At 71.3% G+C, this 16314-nt stretch carries 13 protein-coding genes; 11 read left to right on the forward strand and 2 right to left on the reverse strand.

Annotated elements, in window-relative coordinates:
* The first annotated feature begins 219 nt into the window (after positions 1-219).
* The 11 genes from ACS5PM_RS09700 to ACS5PM_RS09750 all read left to right on the forward strand — a co-directional run bounded on the left by ACS5PM_RS09700 (position 220) and on the right by ACS5PM_RS09750 (position 14839).
* Positions 220-1782, forward strand: a complete 1563-nt coding sequence (locus tag ACS5PM_RS09700) for a M4 family metallopeptidase (RefSeq protein ID WP_439387405.1) — start codon at positions 220-222, stop codon at positions 1780-1782.
* A 161-nt stretch (positions 1783-1943) separates the two neighbouring features.
* Entirely contained in the window at positions 1944-2867 is a 924-nt protein-coding gene (locus ACS5PM_RS09705) for a LysR substrate-binding domain-containing protein (RefSeq protein ID WP_439387406.1), read from the forward strand.
* 196 nt (positions 2868-3063) lie between these two features.
* Positions 3064-4440: an amino acid adenylation domain-containing protein gene (locus tag ACS5PM_RS09710; protein ID WP_439387407.1), complete on the forward strand. Its 1377-nt coding sequence runs from the start codon at positions 3064-3066 to the stop codon at positions 4438-4440.
* Between the two features lie 13 nt (positions 4441-4453).
* Positions 4454-5155, forward strand: coding sequence for a hypothetical protein (locus ACS5PM_RS09715; RefSeq protein ID WP_439387408.1), 702 nt, complete (start codon positions 4454-4456; stop codon positions 5153-5155).
* Between the two features lie 6 nt (positions 5156-5161).
* A complete protein-coding gene (locus ACS5PM_RS09720) occupies positions 5162-7978 on the forward strand; it encodes an ATP-binding protein (protein WP_439387409.1) in 2817 nt (938 codons plus the stop codon).
* A 16-nt stretch (positions 7979-7994) separates the two neighbouring features.
* Positions 7995-9167: a hypothetical protein gene (locus ACS5PM_RS09725; RefSeq protein ID WP_439387410.1), complete on the forward strand. Its 1173-nt coding sequence runs from the start codon at positions 7995-7997 to the stop codon at positions 9165-9167.
* A 56-nt stretch (positions 9168-9223) separates the two neighbouring features.
* Positions 9224-9736: a Dps family protein gene (locus ACS5PM_RS09730; protein WP_439387411.1), complete on the forward strand. Its 513-nt coding sequence runs from the start codon at positions 9224-9226 to the stop codon at positions 9734-9736.
* Between the two features lie 38 nt (positions 9737-9774).
* Positions 9775-11181 (forward strand): TolC family protein, encoded by a 1407-nt coding sequence (locus ACS5PM_RS09735; RefSeq protein ID WP_439387412.1) that lies wholly within the window; start codon positions 9775-9777, stop codon positions 11179-11181.
* Positions 11178-12167, forward strand: a complete 990-nt coding sequence (locus tag ACS5PM_RS09740) for an HlyD family secretion protein (RefSeq protein WP_439387413.1) — start codon at positions 11178-11180, stop codon at positions 12165-12167. The genes ACS5PM_RS09735 and ACS5PM_RS09740 overlap by 4 nt, the downstream gene beginning before the upstream one ends.
* Before the next feature lie 375 nt (positions 12168-12542).
* Positions 12543-13721, forward strand: a complete 1179-nt coding sequence (locus tag ACS5PM_RS09745) for an ABC transporter permease (RefSeq protein ID WP_439387772.1) — start codon at positions 12543-12545, stop codon at positions 13719-13721.
* Positions 13718-14839, forward strand: coding sequence for an ABC transporter permease (locus ACS5PM_RS09750; protein WP_439387414.1), 1122 nt, complete (start codon positions 13718-13720; stop codon positions 14837-14839). Before ACS5PM_RS09745 ends, ACS5PM_RS09750 begins: the two co-directional genes overlap by 4 nt.
* Before the next feature lie 6 nt (positions 14840-14845).
* Here the strand turns inward: ACS5PM_RS09750 and ACS5PM_RS09755 are convergent, their stop codons facing one another.
* Both ACS5PM_RS09755 and ACS5PM_RS09760 read right to left on the reverse strand, forming a co-directional pair.
* Complete coding sequence (locus tag ACS5PM_RS09755; protein WP_439387415.1) at positions 14846-15256, reverse strand: hypothetical protein; 411 nt, start codon at positions 15254-15256, stop codon at positions 14846-14848.
* Positions 15257-15380: 124 nt separating this feature from the next.
* On the reverse strand, positions 15381-16280 hold the full coding sequence (locus tag ACS5PM_RS09760) for an Fpg/Nei family DNA glycosylase (RefSeq protein ID WP_439387416.1): 900 nt from the start codon (positions 16278-16280) through the stop codon (positions 15381-15383).
* Between the last annotated feature and the right edge of the window lie 34 nt (positions 16281-16314).

A 16314-nucleotide genomic window follows, 5' to 3' on the forward strand; every position in this document is an offset into this window, starting at 1 on the left:
CACGGGCGATGTTCAACAAGAATCATCGAAGGCGAGGCGCGTGAGGGTTTCTTGGAGCGACCCCCTGTTCTCGGGATGGCCGCTGCCTGCCTCGGCGCACACAGTGCGCGCAGCACCGAACCCGGACCTGCCGCCGCGCCGGCCACTGGTGCAAAGACTGCTGCTTCGGCGTGCCGCCGAACGTCACGGTTATTCCCATTCCACAGTGCTGGAGACCTCATGACTCAATACACGACCATCCATCGTGCGGTGTTGGCCGCCCTGACCTCGCTGGCCGCCTTTGCTGCCCAGGCCGCCATGCCGGCGTCCGACCACCCCGCCGTGAAGCAGGCGCTGGCACACCTGAAGGGCCAGGCCGCCGCGGCGGCCCTGGTGTCGGCCGGCGACAGCTTCAAGGCGAAGGACCTGGTCGTCGACGCCGACGGCGCCCAGCACGTGCGCCTGGACCGCGCCTACAAGGGCCTGCGCGTGATCGGTGGCGACCTCGTCGTGCACCTGCACGCCAACGGCGCGCTGCGAGACGTGACGGTCGGCCTCGCACAGCGCATCAACGTGGACACCGCCAAGTCGCCGCTGGCCTCGCGCGATGCGATGGCCAAGGCGATGGCCGCCTTCCCGCACCGCGAAGGCAAGGTCGACTCCCTCAAGCAAGTCGTGTACGCGCGTGAAGTGCAGCCGCAGCTGGCCTGGGACGTGGTCGTCAAGGGGGTGCAGGCCGACGGCACCCCCAGCGTGCACCACGTCATCCTCGGCGCGGGCGGCAAGGTGCTCGACCACTGGGACGACATCCACACCGCCGACGACGTCGGCACCGGCAAGACCCTGTACTCGGGCGACGTGCCGCTGCACGACAACTTCAAGGCCGGCACCGGCAAGTACACCCTGAAGGACGTGACCCGCGGCAAGCACTACGTGGTCGACATGAAGAACGGCACCTTCACCGAGACGAAGTACAAGGACACCAACAACGTCTGGGGCAACAACGCCGAGTCCAGCAGCGAGTCGGCCGCCGCGGACGCCGCCTATGGCCAGAACATGACCTGGGACTACTACAAGAACGTGCACGGTCGCAACGGCATCGCCGACGACGGCCGCGGCTACTACTCCCGCGTGCACTACTCGAGCAACTACGACAACGCCTTCTGGGACGGCAGCCGCATGACCTACGGCGACGGCAACTTCTTCAGCCCGCTGGTCGCCATCGATGTCGCCGGCCACGAGATGACGCACGGCGTGACCGAGCACACCGCCGGCCTGATCTACTCGGGCGAGTCGGGCGGCCTGAACGAAGGCACCTCCGACATCTTCGGCTCGATGGTCGAGTACTACGCCAACAACGCCAACGACGTGGGCGACTACCTGATCGGCGAAGAGATCTCGCCGCCGGGGCAGTGGCTGCGCAACATGGTCAACCCCAGCCAGGACGGCGGCTCGTCGGACTGCTGGTACTCGGGCGTGGGCAACCTCGACGTGCACTACTCGTCGGGCGTGGCCAACCACTTCTACTACCTGCTGGCCGAAGGCACGACCAACGGCAGCCCGAGCAAGACCTGCGTGGCGGGCAACACCCGCGTGGCGACCGGCAACGGCAGCGTCACCGGCATCGGCCGCGACAAGGCCGGGAAGATCTGGTATCGCGCCCTCAGCGTCTACATGACGGCCAGCGAGACCTTCTCCAAGGCCCGCACCGACACGATCAAGGCCGCCCAGGACCTGTACGGCGTCGGATCGCCCGAGGCGAACGCGGTGGCTGCCGCCTGGACCGCCGTCAACCGCCCGTAAGCAGTTCCTGCCCCTGCGGCAAAGCCGCCCGCGCCCTCCGGCCGGGCGGCTTTTTACATGGGCCTGGCCGAACTTGCGCACAATCCCGGCATGAGAACGCCAAGCCGCCTCCAGGGCGAATTCCCCCGCGTGGAAACGGCGCGCAGCGCCACGGGGGCCAGATGACCCTGACCGAGCTGCGCTACATCGTCGCCGTCGCCCGCGAGCGCCATTTCGGCCGTGCCGCCGAGGCCTGCTTCGTATCGCAGCCCACCCTCTCCGTGGCGATCAAGAAGCTGGAGGAGGAGCTCGACGTCAAGATCTTCGAGCGCGGCAGCACCGAGGTCAGCATGACGCCCCTGGGCGAAGCCATCGTCCGCCAGGCCCAGCAGGTCATCGAGCAGGCGCAGGGCATCCGCGAGATCGCCAAGCGCGGCAAGGACCCGCTGGCCGGCCCGCTGCGGCTGGGGATCATCTACACCATCGGGCCCTACCTGCTGCCCGACCTGGTGAAGAACGCGATCGAGCACACCCCGCAGATGCCTCTCATCCTGCAGGAGAACTTCACCGTCAGGCTGCTGGACATGCTGCGCACCGGCGAACTCGACTGCGCCATCATGGCCGAGCCCTTCCCCGAGGCCGGGCTGGCCATCGCGCCGCTGTACGACGAGCCGTTCATGGCCGCGGTGCCTCGGACGCACCCGCTGGCCGTGCGCCAGAGCATCACCTCCGAGGAGCTCAAGCGGGAGACCATGCTGCTGCTGGGCACCGGCCACTGCTTCCGCGACCACGTGCTCGAGGTGTGCCCGGAGTTCGCTCGCTTTTCCAGCGACACCGAAGGCATCAAGAAGAGCTTCGAGGGCTCCTCGCTGGAGACCATCAAGCACATGGTCGCCTCCGGCATGGGCGTGACGGTCGTGCCTGCCCTGTCGGTGCCGCGCGAGCGCCAGGCCCACGTGGTCTTCATCCCCTTCGCCGAACCGGTCCCCAGCCGCCGCGTGGTGCTGGCGTGGCGCAAGAGCTTCACCCGCTACGAGGCCATCGCGGCCCTGCGCAATGCGGTGTATGCGTGCGAGCTGCAAGGGGTCAAGCGGCTGACCGAATGACGGGATCCACCGGCCCGTCGACCGGAAGCCACCGAGCTCAGAATCCGGATCGGCGCCTCGATCCCAATCGGCCAGCGTCGAAGCCGACCTGACACCCCTGATGCCCATGCGCGCCCGCTGACCATCGACCGAGATCGCCGCCCGGGCCGTTTCATCGGCTTGTTGTTCGCCTCCCGCCACTGCCCTGCGCACGCAGATGAATCTTTCCGACGAAACCTCGCCAGACGCCACGGCCGACCGAGCCGACCCGCAGCAATGGTTCCGCGAAGGCGCCGCGCCGATGGACGCGCCGCTGTGGTGGCAACTGGCCCAGCAGGCCGAGATGGTCGAAGCCCTGCGCAGCCTGTGCACCGGCAGCCCGCCGCTGGTGCAGCTGCGGCTTTGGGTGTTCATGGAGCTGATGACGCTGCCGCAGGCTCGGCTCTCGCGCGAAACCCTGAACCTTCATTTCCACCTCCTGCGTGAGGAAGCCCTAGACCTCGCCTTGCGCCCGCTGCGCGCCGCCGGTCTGATCGAGTGGGACGCCGGCACGCTGGAGTACAGCGTGATGCCACGAGCCGCGGGTTTGATGGCCCTGCTGGCGCCGTTGACCCGGTCGGCGGACGAAGACACCGAGCTGGCCGGCCTGCTCGCGCAAGTGGCAGGCGCCCACCAGCTCGGCACCCTTCAACCATCGCAGCTCAAGCACCTGCAGGCGCAGCTCGCGCGCCTGCACGACGAGTTCGCCGACGCCATCGCCAGCGGGTCGGAGTTCCGGCTGCGGCGCTCCCGCGAGCGGCACGGGCGCGTGTTCGAGCTGATCGACCGCGCGTCCCAGGTGCTGGCTGCCATCACCGCCGCGGCACAGGAGCACCCGGGCACCCTGCGCCTGGCGCGCGACATCGGCCTGGCGCAGGCCCGGCTGCTGGCCATGAAAAGCCAGTTTGACCGGGCGCTGCACCAGGTGGAGCGCCAGCGCGTGACGCTGGGCAGCACCGGCGTCACGACCACGGACGTGCGCCGCTGGCTGCGCGGCGTGGCGGACCCGGCCGCCTTGCTGGGCGACGCGCTGGCGCTGCCGGTGCGGCCAGTCTTCGTGATGGGCCACGACATGCTGGACGTCACGGAGGCCGAGTTCGAGCGCGAACGCCCCGTGTTGCAGGCCGAGTCGCTGCCCGAAGCCGCCTCGGCGCCACCGGGTGAACTGCACGCGCTGGCCCTGCCGAAGGAGCTGGACGCGCTCATCCAGGCCCTGGCCGCCTGGCAGCACGACGCGTCGGCGCCGGCCCGCGACATGGTCGAGGCGCTGCAGGCCGGCGGATCCGACCCTCGCTACGCCGCCGTGGCCTACCGCGCCCAGCTGATGCCGCTGCTCGGGGACCCGCAATCCCAGGCGCTCAAGGGCGCCACCGGTGACCTGGCCCGCCTGCCCTGGCGGCCACGCTGGGCGGACCGCGTCCAATCCTTGCCGTGGCCGGAGGTCTCGGCCGCCAGCATCGGCTGCCTGCATCCGCCGCACGCCGAGCCGCCGCCCTTCGAAGCCCTGCCCATCCCACCCGAAGCCGACGACACCGCGCCGGCACCTGCCCGATGACGAATCCCACGCGATGAGCACACCTCCCGACGACGCGGCCCTGCTGGCCGCCGAGCTGCTGGCGCGGCGCTGGCTGCCGCGCAACCATCCCCGCGTCAAGCGCGCCCTGATCGACGCCGACCAGTGGCAGGCCGTCGAACGCCGCCTCGGCGAAGTCGGGTTGCGCCTGGTCGACAACGTCTTCGCCGACCACGTCACGATCGCGCTGCAGCGGGGCACCGAAAGCGCGGTCTTCGGCGAGCACGGCCTGAACGCCAGCAACAACCTCGACCTGCCGCGGGATGCAGTGGCCTTGCTGATCGTGCTGTGGTCCTTGATCGTGCTGCCCAAGCGCGAGCGCCAGGCCGCGCGTGCGAGTGAGCCGGAGGGCCAGATGCAGGTCGAGATGTTCGGCTCGACCAAGGCCGTGCCGAGTGCTCGCAGCGTCAGCCCGGTGGTTTCGTACCGCGCCCTGCTGGCCGACTTCGGTACCCAGCTGGGCAAGAAGACCCGCCTGGACGCCAACCTCAAGCTCCTGGAGCGGCACGGGTTCATCGAGCGGCGCCAGGACGACATCGCGGAGGGCCCGCTGCTGGACCTGCTGCTCGACTACGACGCCCTCGCCCCCCGCATCCTCGAGGGCGCTCTGGGCGACGTGCTGCTGCGCGATGCCCCACCGACACCGACACCGCAGGCGCCGGCCGACACGCCCGCACCGTCCACCCACGCCGACTGAGACTCGATGTTCCATCTGCAAACCCTCGAACTGCTGCACTGGGACTACTGCCGGCGCGTCCAGCTGCCGCTCGATGCGGCCATCATCACCATCGCCGGCCCCAACGGCTCGGGCAAGACCACCTTGCTGGATGCGCTGCGCACGCTGCTCGGCCTGGACTGCTCCGGCGGCCGCAACTACAAGACCTACGCCCGCCATGCCAGCGCGCAGCAGGTGTGGTTGCGAGCCTGCGTGGACAACCGCCCCCATGGCCGGCCGGGCAGCACCAGGCCGTTCGCCTCGTCGCTGCTGCACGGCGACAGGGTGACCCTGGCCTGCCGGATCGAGCGCGCCGGGGGCGATTGGCAACGCCGGTACGTCCTGGCCGACGGCGATTGCAGCATCGAGCAAATGCTGGCCACGCCCGACAAGGAACTGCAGTGGCTCGGTGTCGAAGCCTGGCGCCGGCGCCTGGCCGCCGCCGGACTCACGCCGGCCATCGCCCGTGTGCTGTCGCTCGAGCAGGGCCAGACGGACCGCCTGTGCGAGTTCAGCCCCAAGGAGTTGCTCAAGCTGGTGTTCGACGTCTTCGGCGACCAGGACGTGCTCGATCGCTACGAGGTGGCGCGGGGCCACCAGCAGCAGCTGGCACGCGAGGTGGAGCAGGCCGAGCGCGAGCTGGGCCACGCCCGCACCCAGCTGGCGGAGCTGCAGAACCGTGTCAACAACTGGCGCCAGCGGCAGATGAAGCTGCGCGAGCGGGAGCGCCTCGCCACCGAGGTGGTGCCGGTGCTCGAATGGGCCGAGGGCCGCGAGGCGTTGTTGGCGGAGGCGCGCCGGCTCCACGCCACGCGGCGCCACCTGTCGGCCGAACGGGCCCGCCATGCCGAACAGCGCGCCGAGCTGCTGCGCCTGCACGAGCAGACCCAATCGGCTGCGGCGCGCGTGAGCGGCCTGGCCGAGCAACGCGATGCCGCGCAACGGGCCCAGGCGGCCGCGCGCGAGGCCGAACGGCCGGTGGAAGATCTCGTCAAGCGCGAGCAGGAGCTGCTGAAGCTCGCGGCCACGGAGGGCGACGCCGCCCGTCTGGCCGAACACCACCAGTCGCTGCAGGACGAGAAGCGCGCGCTGGACAGGCGCATCGACGAGACGGCCGCCGAGCGACAGGCGCTGCAGCAGCAGCTCGACGCCCTGGCCGGCCAGCGCGTGCCGCCGGCACCTGCTGACGTGCAGCGGTTCCGCCAGGCGCTGCGCGCGGCCGGCATCGCGCACCAGTGGCTGGCCGAGGTGGTCGAGGTGCGCGACGAGCGCTGGCGCACCGCCGTCGAGGGCATGCTGCGCGGCCTGCGCTGGATGGTGATGCTCGCCGATCCCGCCCGCGAAGCCGAGGCCTTCGCGCTCGCCGAGGCCGAGCGGTTTCGCCACTACGTCGTCGCGCCGCGCCCGGCCCGCCTGGACGTCCCGCCCTCGTCGCTGCTGGCCGTGGTCGATTTCAACGCGCCGGTGCCCGAGTGGCTGCTGCGTCAGCTGGCAACGATCCGCCGGGTCGATTCGGTCGCGGCCGGACGTGATGGCGGCGGCGAGTGGATCACGCCGCAAGCCTTCTGGCGCGACGGTCGCGGTGGCCGGTCCGTCTGGGTCGACCCCGCCGACCACCAGTTCGGCGCCGCCGCGGTGGAGGGCCGCCGCGGACATCTGCAGCGGCGCGTCGCCGACGCCGATGCCCGCTTCACCACCTTGGCGAGCCAGGCACAAGCCCTGAAACGCCAGCTCGACGACGCTCAGCGCGCGTTGCAGGGCCAGCGGGCGGCCGAGCAGTTGGCCGAGCGGGCCGCCGAGTTCGCCGAAGCGCGCGAGCGCCTGCCCCGCCTGGCCGAGGCCCGCCGCGCGGCAGGCGAGCAATGGCAGCAGTTGCAGGCCGGTCATGAGCGCGCCGTGCGCGAAGACCAGAATGCCCGCCAGGCCTATGAGCAGTCGCGCCTGCAGCTCGCCAACGCGCAGCAGCACGCCGAGCGCCAGGCGCAGGAACATCGGGCCAGCCTGGCATCGCATCACGACGGGGTCGCCGGCTCGCGCGAGCAGCGCGTCCGCCTGCCCGCGCGGTGGCGCACGCCCGACACCCTGCGCGCCTTGCGCGAGGAACACACCAACGCCCACCAGGCTCGCCTGCGCGCCCATGCGATCCAGCAGGAGCTGGACACGGGCAGCTGGGAGACCGACGACACGGTGGAGGACCGCTTCATCCGCATGGGCCTGGCCGTCGGCGAACAGCAGCAGTCCTTGGACGATCGAAAGGCGCACAACGAGCAGGCGCGCATCGCCGTCCACAACGCCCGCGAGCGCTACATCGACGTGCTGCGCGCCACCGTGCGCCAGTACAGGCGCAACATCCAGGAACTGGGGCAGCTCGCCGGCGTGGAGGTGAATGCCGAGCTGCCGCATCTGGAGAACGAGGACACCGTGCTGGCGCAGGCGGGCCTGTCGGTGAAGTTCAACTTCGACGGCAAGGCGGCGATCGGCCTGAACGACGGCGAGGCCTCCGGCGGCCAACAGGTGATGAAGAGCCTGATCCTGCTGGTGGGCCTGCTGAAGGACGACGAGACGCCCGGCGGCTTCGTCTTCATCGACGAGCCCTTCGCCCATCTGGACGTGCGAAACATCCAGCTGGTGGGGCACTTCCTGCGATCGACGCGGGCGCAGTACCTGCTGACCACGCCGATCACTCACAACGTCGAGGTCTTCGAGCCCGCGGAGATCACGCTGGTCACGAGCAAGAAGCCGCGCACCGAACGCTGGGCGCCGCCCATCGCCGTCGTTCAGCGTCGCGGCGTGCCGGTGGACTGAGCGCCGGGCGGGTCGGATGCCGATCGAAGAACTGTTGCGGGGCCGCCAGCGGCGGCAGCGCCGCCCCTCGTTCGCCGCCGATGCCTTGCCGCCGTTGACGCAAGCCGAACGCGCGCTGCTGGCAGACTGGGCCAAGGCTCATGCCCGCAAGCGCAGCGTGGCGATGCTCCAGCAGCTGGCGGGTCCGACCCGGCTGGACCTGGTCGAGCCCCTCGCTGAAAAGCTGCTCCTCGCCGGCTGGGCGGCCCTAGACGAAGAGCACCGTGGCGGCCGCTGGTGGTTGAAGGCGCTGCATTGGGCCGACCTGGCGAGCGCGCAGCAAGCCCTCGGCCTGCGGACCCGCGAGGAGCGCGATCGGACGCGAGCCGCGCTGGATGGCGCCTTGACCGAGCTGGCCGCGCAGGGCCCGCCGGAGTTGAAGCAGGCCGTGGAGGCCACGATCCGGGGCCGCCTCACACCTCGTCGGCGCCAGGCCAGGCTGGAGCTGCTGCAGGCCCTCGTCAGCTGGCAGGCGGCCCAGCGGCGCGGCATGCCACGCGACTTCGCCCTGCACGCACGCCCCCACACCAAGGCCATCAGCGACCTGGAGTGGACCTGGCTGCGAGGGCATTTCGACCTGGAGGCCTGGGGGATCGAGCCCCTGGCGCACACCCTTTGGATCGCCGGCAGCGCACGCCTGCGCTTCGGCGCGAGCACCCTGGAGCTCGCCGGCCTGCCCTTCATCGGGCTGCCCCAGAAGCACTTCAGCCGGCTGACCGCCGTGGACGGCGTCCGGCGCCACTGGCTCGTCGAGAACCGCACGAGCTTCGAGCGCCAGGCCGCGCAATGCCCCGAGGACACCTTGATCACGTGGCTGCCGGGCCGCCCCTCGGCGGGCTGGTGCGAGGCCTGGGTGCACCTGCTGCGCCACGCGCCCGTCCCCGTGCTCGTGAGCGCCGACGCCGACCCGGCCGGCGTGGAGATCGCCCTGGCGGCCGGGGCCGTGTGCGGATCCGCCGGCGTGGCCTGGCAGCCGCATGCGATGGAGCCGCATCGCCTCGCCAGTGGCCGCCCGCTGCCCTTGAACGACTACGACCACCAGACCCTGGAGCGCCTGAAGGCGCGCAGCGACCTGCCGCCCGGCCTGGCCGAGCTGGTCGAGGCCATGGCCGCCACGGGGGTCAAGCACGAGCAGGAAGCCTGGCTGTGATGCGGCCCGGCGCCCAGCACGACGACAATCGCCGCTCATGTCCTGAAGGAGCGTCCATGGCCAAGAAATCCAATGGCGGCAGCAGCAGCGCCGCGCCGCAGATCAACATCGGCATCAGCGAGAAGGACCGGGCCGCCATCGCGGGCGGGCTGTCCAAGCTGCTGGCCGACACCTACACGCTGTACCTGACGACCCACAACTTCCACTGGAACGTCACCGGGCCGATGTTCAACACGCTGCATGCGATGTTCATGACCCAGTACACCGAGCTGTGGGCCGCGGTGGACCCGGTCGCCGAGCGCATCCGCTCGCTCGGCCACGCGGCGCCCGGCAGCTACGCCCAGTTCGGCAAGCTGAGCTCGCTGCCCGACGCGCCCGCCACGCCGCCCAAGGCGCTGGAGATGGTGCGCATCCTGGTCGAGGGCCACGAAGCCGTGGCCCGCACCGCGCGCGGCATCTTTCCGCTGGCCGACAAGGCGGGCGACGAGCCCACGGCGGACCTGCTGACGCAGCGCCTCACCGTCCACGAGCAGACGGCGTGGATGCTGAGAAGTCTCCTCGAGGACTGAACGAACGACCGATCGGCGATGGGGATACTGCGGGCGCCATGAGCCTGTCCCGTGTCATCGCCCCCATCGCCATCCTGGCCTGTTCCCTCGCGGCGCAGGCCCAGCCCGCGGCGCTGGACTACGGCGCCGCGTGGCAGCAGTTGCTGACCCGATCCGAGCGGCTCGCCTCGGCCCGTTCGGCCAGCGAAGGCAAGGCCCAGCAGGCGCAGGGCCTGCGTTACTTCGGCGGGCCCACCGTCGGGGTCAGCGGCGCCTACGCGGCCTATCACGCGGCCCTGACGGTCGATCTTTCCAGCGTCAACGACAAGCTCGGCGAGCTCGACCAGCACCTGCCCGTCCCGCTGGAGAACCTGCCCATCCCGCTGCCGGTGCCGCAGCTGCCGCCGCGCTACACCTACTCGCGCGATGACACCATCGCCACCGCCTCGATCAGCGCGGTGGCGCCGCTGTACCTGGGCGGGGCGGCCGACGCGGTGCGCGGTTTCGCCGACGCGCAGGCCGCCGAGGCCCGCGCCGACGAGCGGCAGACCGAGCACCAGCTCTCCAGCCTGCTGGCCCAGCGCTACTTCGGCGCCCAGCTCGCGCGCCGCGCGGCCGACTTGCGCGCGCAGGCGCTGGCCACCGTCGAGCAGCACGACCGCGCGGCAGAGAAGCTGCTGGCCAACGGCGCCATCGCCCGTGTCGAGCGCTTGCAGGCCAGCGCTGCGCTCGACGAAGCACGTCGCAACGCGCGCAAGACGCAAAGCGACGCCGAGCTGGCCGAGCGCGCCCTGGCCAGCCTGATCGCGAACCCGCAGCCGGTCGCTCCGAGCTCGCCGCTGTTCGTGCAGTCCGAGCCGCTGCCGCCCCTGAACGGCTTCATCGACCAGGCGCTGCTGGCGCATCCCGGCCTCGCCAAGGTCGGCGCCAAGAAGGCCCAGGCGGAGCACTTGCACGAAGCGGCCGAGGGCCTGCGCAAGCCGCAGGTCTTCGCCTTCGCGCAGCGCGAGTTGCGCAGCGGCGACCAGGCCAACTGGGTCGCCGGCATCGGGGCCCGGTGGACGCTGTTCAGCTCGCTCGACCACGGTGCGCTGGATGCCGCCTCGGCTGCCCAAGTGGAGCAGGCGCGCCACAGCGATGCCCAGGCCCGCGCCGACATCGCGCTGCTGGTCGAGCGCCAGTGGCGCGCCGCCGAGCAGGCGCGCCAGGCCTACCTGTCGATGGACACCGCCATCGCGCTGGCCCAAGAGATCGTCCACCTGCGCAGCGTCGGCCTGCGCGAGGGCACCAGCACGCCGCTGGAGCGCATCGAAGCCGACGTGAACCTGGCCAAGGCGCAGACAGAAAGAGCGCAGGTGGCCTTCGAGTACGTCACCGCCCTGGCCGGCCTGTACGAAGCCTGCGGCCGGCCCGAGGGCTTTGCCGAGGCGCTGGCCCGCGCCGACATCCGCATCCCGAACCCATGAACCGAACCGGACGCATCCTCGCCACGGCCGCCGGCCTGGCCGCCCTCGCCCTCGTGGGCTGGGGCCTGTGGCAGGGCAGCCGGCCGCAGCCCGAGCAGCTGCAGGGCATGCTCGAGGCCCGCGAGACCGACGTGGCACTGAAGATCACCGGCCGCATCGCCGAGGTCGCGGTGCAGGAGGGCCAGCGCGTCGAACGAGGCGCCCTGTTGGTCAAGGTCGACAGCCCCGAGGTCGCCGCCAAGCTGGCCCAGGCCACCGGGGCGCGCGACGCGGCCGAGGCCGTTTCCGAGAAGGCGAAGCATGGGGCCCGCGGCGAGGAGATCCGCATGGCGCGGGCGCAGTGGGAACGCGCGGTGGTGGCGCAGGACTTGGCGGCCAAGGGCTTCCAGCGGGCCGACAACCTGTTCAAGGAGGGCCTGATCGCAGCCCAGCGGCGCGACGAAGCCGAGGCCAACCTCCACGCTGCCGAAGGCCAGACGCGAGCGGCCAAGGCGCAGCTGGACCTGGCCGAGGGCGGTGCTCGACGCGAGGACCAGGCCGCCGCCGCCGCACAAGCTCGCCAGGTGGCCGGCGTGGTGCAGGAGGTGGAGGCCGCGCGCGCCGAGACCGAGTTGCACAGCCCCGTCGGCGGCGAGGTCGCCAAGGTGCTGGCCAAGGTCGGGGAGCTGTCGCCGGCCGGCGTGCCGGTCGTCTCGGTGGTGGACCTGGCCGACCACTGGGCCTTGTTCAACGTGCGCGAGGACCGGCTCGCGGCGTTCGCGCTGGGTGCCGAGTTCGATGCCGTGGTGCCTGCGCTGGGCTCGCAAGCCGTGCGCTTCAAGGTCACCGGTTCGTCGCCCCTGCCCGACTTCGCCACCTGGCGCGCCACCCGCTCGGGCGCCGGCTACGACCTGCGCAGCTTCGAGGTCCGCGCCAAGCCGCTGAAGCCGCTGGCCGGCATGCGGCCGGGCATGAGCGTGCTGGTGACCTTGCCGCCCGCGCCCTGAGAAGCAAACGGATGAAGAAAACGTGGCTTGTCTTGTCTGAGAAGTGAAACGAAATGCCGCGCACACCTCCCACCGTTCACGACATCCCGCGCACGCCCCCCACCGTTCACGACACGCCGCACACGCCCCCAACCATTCGCGATATGCCGCGCACACCTCCAACCGTTCGCGCTGAGCCTGTCGAAGCGTTGTTCGCAGGCCGCACCCCTGGGCTGAGCCTGTCGAAGCCCTGCGTTCGCCGTGCAGGCTTCGACAAGCTCAGCCGGGATGCCGCGAGGCGCGCGAAAGGCGCTTCGACTGGCTCAGCGCGAACGGTTGAAGAGAGCTTGTCTTGTCCGAGAACGGCTGAAGACCTCGCGGCTGGTCTTGTCTGAAATGAGCGACGGCACGCCGGGCTTCGCGCGCGCCTGGCAGCGCGAGTGCCGGCTGTGGGCCACGAGGCCGGCGGATTGGGCGATGTTCAGCTGGGTGCCGTTGCTGGCGGTGCTGCTCACCTGGAGCCTGTTCTGGTCCGGCCTGCCGCGCGGGCTGCCGATCGGCGTGCTGGATGCCGACCACAGCAGCGTTTCTCGCCAGCTGACGCGCTGGCTGGCCGCCGCGCCGGGTCTGCAGGTGGCGGCGCGCTTCGATGACGAAGCCGCGATGCAGCAGGCGCTGCGCCGCGGCGAGGTGATGGCCGCGCTGGTGGTCCCCCAAGGCTTTGCACGCGAGCTCAAGACCGGCCGCGGCGCGCATGCGGCGCTGCTTCACAACGCGCAGTTCGCCACCCACTCCGGCCTCATCCAGCGCGACGTGCGTTCCGTGGCCGGCACCCTGGCGGCCGGCGTCGAGATCGTCTCGCGCGAGAAGCGCGGTGAGTCTCCGTTGTCGGCGAAGGCGGCCTTCGAGCCGATGCGCACCTCGCTCGTCGCCCAGTACAACACCGCACTCGACTACGAGCCCTTCCTCGCCACCACGCTGGTGCCCGCCCTGTTGCAGATCTTCGCCATGGTGGCCGGGGCGTGGGGCGTGGGGCGCGAGCTGCGCGACCGCACCGTAGGCGCGTGGGTCAGTGCCGGGGGCACTGGCCTGCACGCATTGATCGTCAAGTGGTGGCTGCCCTGGGCAGCGCTGACGCTGGTGGAGCTGGCCTTCGTCGCCGCCCTCACCGGCGTGCGTGGCTGGCATCCGGCCGGGCCGCTCGCGCCGGTGCTGGCGCTGCAGGCGCTGATGCTGGCCGTGTACGTGGTGCTGGGCGGCCTCGCCGCGCTGGCCGCTCGCTCGCTGCGCACGGCGCTCTCGGCGGCCGGCTTCATCACCGCACCGGCCTTCGCCTTCGCCGGCGTGGGTTTCCCGCTGATGGCCATGCCGGCGGGCGCGAAAGCCTGGGCCATGGCGCTGCCGCTCACCCACGTGCTCGCCGCGCAGACCGCCGTCTGGCAGGTCGGCGCGCCGGCCAGCCGGGCCGCACCGGTGGCTGCCGGGCTGCTGCTCGCCTTGGTCTTGCTGACGGCCGCCTGCGTGGCGCTGTTGCCGCGCGTGGCCGGGGATGCCCGCGCCTGGGGGCGGCGATGACAGCGCCTCGCGGCTTCTTCCCCACGCTCGCCGCGCTGTTGCGCGACCCGGGCGTGCTGCTGCTGGCCCTCGTCGCGCCGGTGCTGTATTCGTTCTTTTATCCCTGGCCCTACCTGCACCAGGCACCGACCCGCGTGCCGGTGGCCCTGGTCGATGCGGACCACTCCAGCCTGTCAAGGCAGATAGCGCGTTATGTGGCCGCCAGCCCGAAGCTGGAGGTGTTGCTGGTGACGGGCGACGAGGGCGCCGCCCGGGCGGCGATGCAGCGCGGCGAGATCGAGGGCTATGCCGTGCTGCCGCGCGATCTGCGGCGCGAGGTGCTGCTGGGTCAGCCCGTGGTCGCGCCGGTGGTGGGCAACGGCGCCTACTTCCTGCTCAACAAGGTGGTGCTGGCCGGCTTCGCCGAGAGCCTGGGCACGGTCTCGGCCGGCGTGGAGCTGCGCAAGCTGCGGGCCCGCGGAGCGAGCGGCCTGCAGGCGGCCGCCAACCGCACGCCCATCCAGCTGCAACTGGTGCCGCTGTACAACCCGACCGAGGGTTATGGCAGCTACGTGGTGCCGGCGGTGGCGGTGCTGATCGTGCACCAGACGCTGCTGATGGCGATCGCGATGTGGGCCGGCACCTGGTTCGAGAAGCGCAGCAGCGGGCCGCTCGGTCCCTGGTGGCCGCGGCTGGCGGCCTGCGCCGCGCTGGGGCTGGCCAGCGGGGCCTGGTTCTTCCAGGCGGCCTTCAGGATCTTCGATTTCGGCACCGCCGCGCATCCGGCGGCCCAGGTGCTGCTGCTGGCGTTGCTGGCCTGGGCGGCCGCGGCGCTGGGACTCGCGCTGGGGGCACTGGCGGCCGACCGCGAGCGCGCGATGCAGCTGATGCTGTTCAGCTCCATCCCCATGGTCTTCCTCTCGGGTTTCTCCTGGCCGGCCGAAGCGTTGGCGCCGCCCCTGCGCGCGCTGGCCGCGTTGCTGCCCACGACGCCGGCCATCCAGGGCCTGCTGCGCGTGAACCAGATGGACGCCACCTTGGCGGACGTGCAACCGCAGCTCGCCCATCTCGCCCTGCTGGCGGCCGGCGCGACGGCGCTGGCGTTCGCCGCCCTGGCTAGCCGCCGGACGCCCGCCTGAGGCCGCTCAGCGCCGCCGCAGCGCGCGCAAGGCGTGCAAGAGCAGGATGGCGCTGAGGCCGCTGGCCACGGCCGGCTGCCGGCTGACGAGATCGCCCACCGCGCGGAACACCTCGGGCGCCGCCTGCTGCAGGTAGGACGACAGTTCAAGCACCTGGTCCGCGGTGATGCGCGCGGCATCGTCGAGCGTCACTTGCAGGCGCTCCCAACCGTGGCGCTGCCTGACGGCGGCGAACACGCCATTCGCCACGGCCACGAGGCCCAGGGCGCCCATGGGGCGCATCAGGGTCTCGATCAGCTGCGCACGGAAGCTGACAGGCGCCTCACGGAACACACCGGACACGTAAAGAGGCACCAGGGCGGCACCCGGCGCCTCGGCGGCGGCCGTGGCGAGCTTGGCTTGATCAGCTTCGGCCATGGGGCACTCCTGCACGGATCTCATGGGCACTGATCCTGTGATGCGGAGGTTGGCCGCGCATGAACCGGGCGTAAAGCTAGGTATCAACCCGAATACGCGCAGGTGGCGTGCCCGCCTCGGCGAATCAGTCGTCCAGCGTCCTGGGCCAGCTGGCCTTCAGCAGCCGGGACAAGGCCCGGTCGGCCAACAGCCGGCCGCCCGTCTGGCAGCGGGCGCAATAGTTGGTCTCGTTGCTCGCATAGACGATTCGCTGCACCGGCGCGCCGCACACCGGACACGGCTGGCCGAAGCGGCCATGCACCGCGAAATCGGGCCGGAAGGCGGTGACATCGCGCGGCCAGCCGCCATCCCTCGCGGCCTCGGCGCGCAGCCTGTCCGTCCACTCCACCAGCACCTCCTGGGTCGCCTGGTGCAGGCGAGCGATGGCCTCTCCGTCGAGCGATCGGGTGAGGGCGACGGGCGACAGCTTGGCGCGGTGGAGGATCTCATCCGAGTACGCGTTGCCTATGCCGCTGAAGGCCTGCGGGTCCGTCAGTGCGCGCTTGAGGGTATGGTTGCCCGCCAGGAGCCGTTCGCGAAAGGCCTCGAGGGTCGAGCCCACGGGCTCCAGTCCGCCCGGGTCCATCCCGGCCAGCGCCGCCCGACCCGCCACCAGGTGCAGGGAGGCGCGGCGCTGCGTTCCCGCCTCGGTGAAGGCCATCGTGCCCCCCGCGAACTCGAAGGCCGCCAGCAGCCCCTTGGCAGGCACCTTGGCGCCCGCGGCGTACCAGCGCAGCCGTCCGGCGATCATCAGGTGCAGGACGAGGAACCAGGGTTCTTCCGGCGCGCCCCCGTGCAGCTCGATCACGACCCGCTTGCCGAGACGGCCCACGCCCTGCACCCCCCGACCTTCGGCCGCCGCGATCGGCGGCAAGGCCGTGCGCAGCACGAAGGGGTTGACGATGCGGATGCATCGCAGGGCGGTGCCCGACACCTTGGCCGACAGGCTCTCGGCATACACGGTGACGTCGGGCAGCTCGGGCATGACGGGATCTTGCCCGAGCCCGATGGGCAGGTCG

The sequence above is a fragment of the Ideonella flava genome (assembly GCF_051857595.1).
Taxonomy (GTDB): domain Bacteria; phylum Pseudomonadota; class Gammaproteobacteria; order Burkholderiales; family Burkholderiaceae_C; genus Ideonella.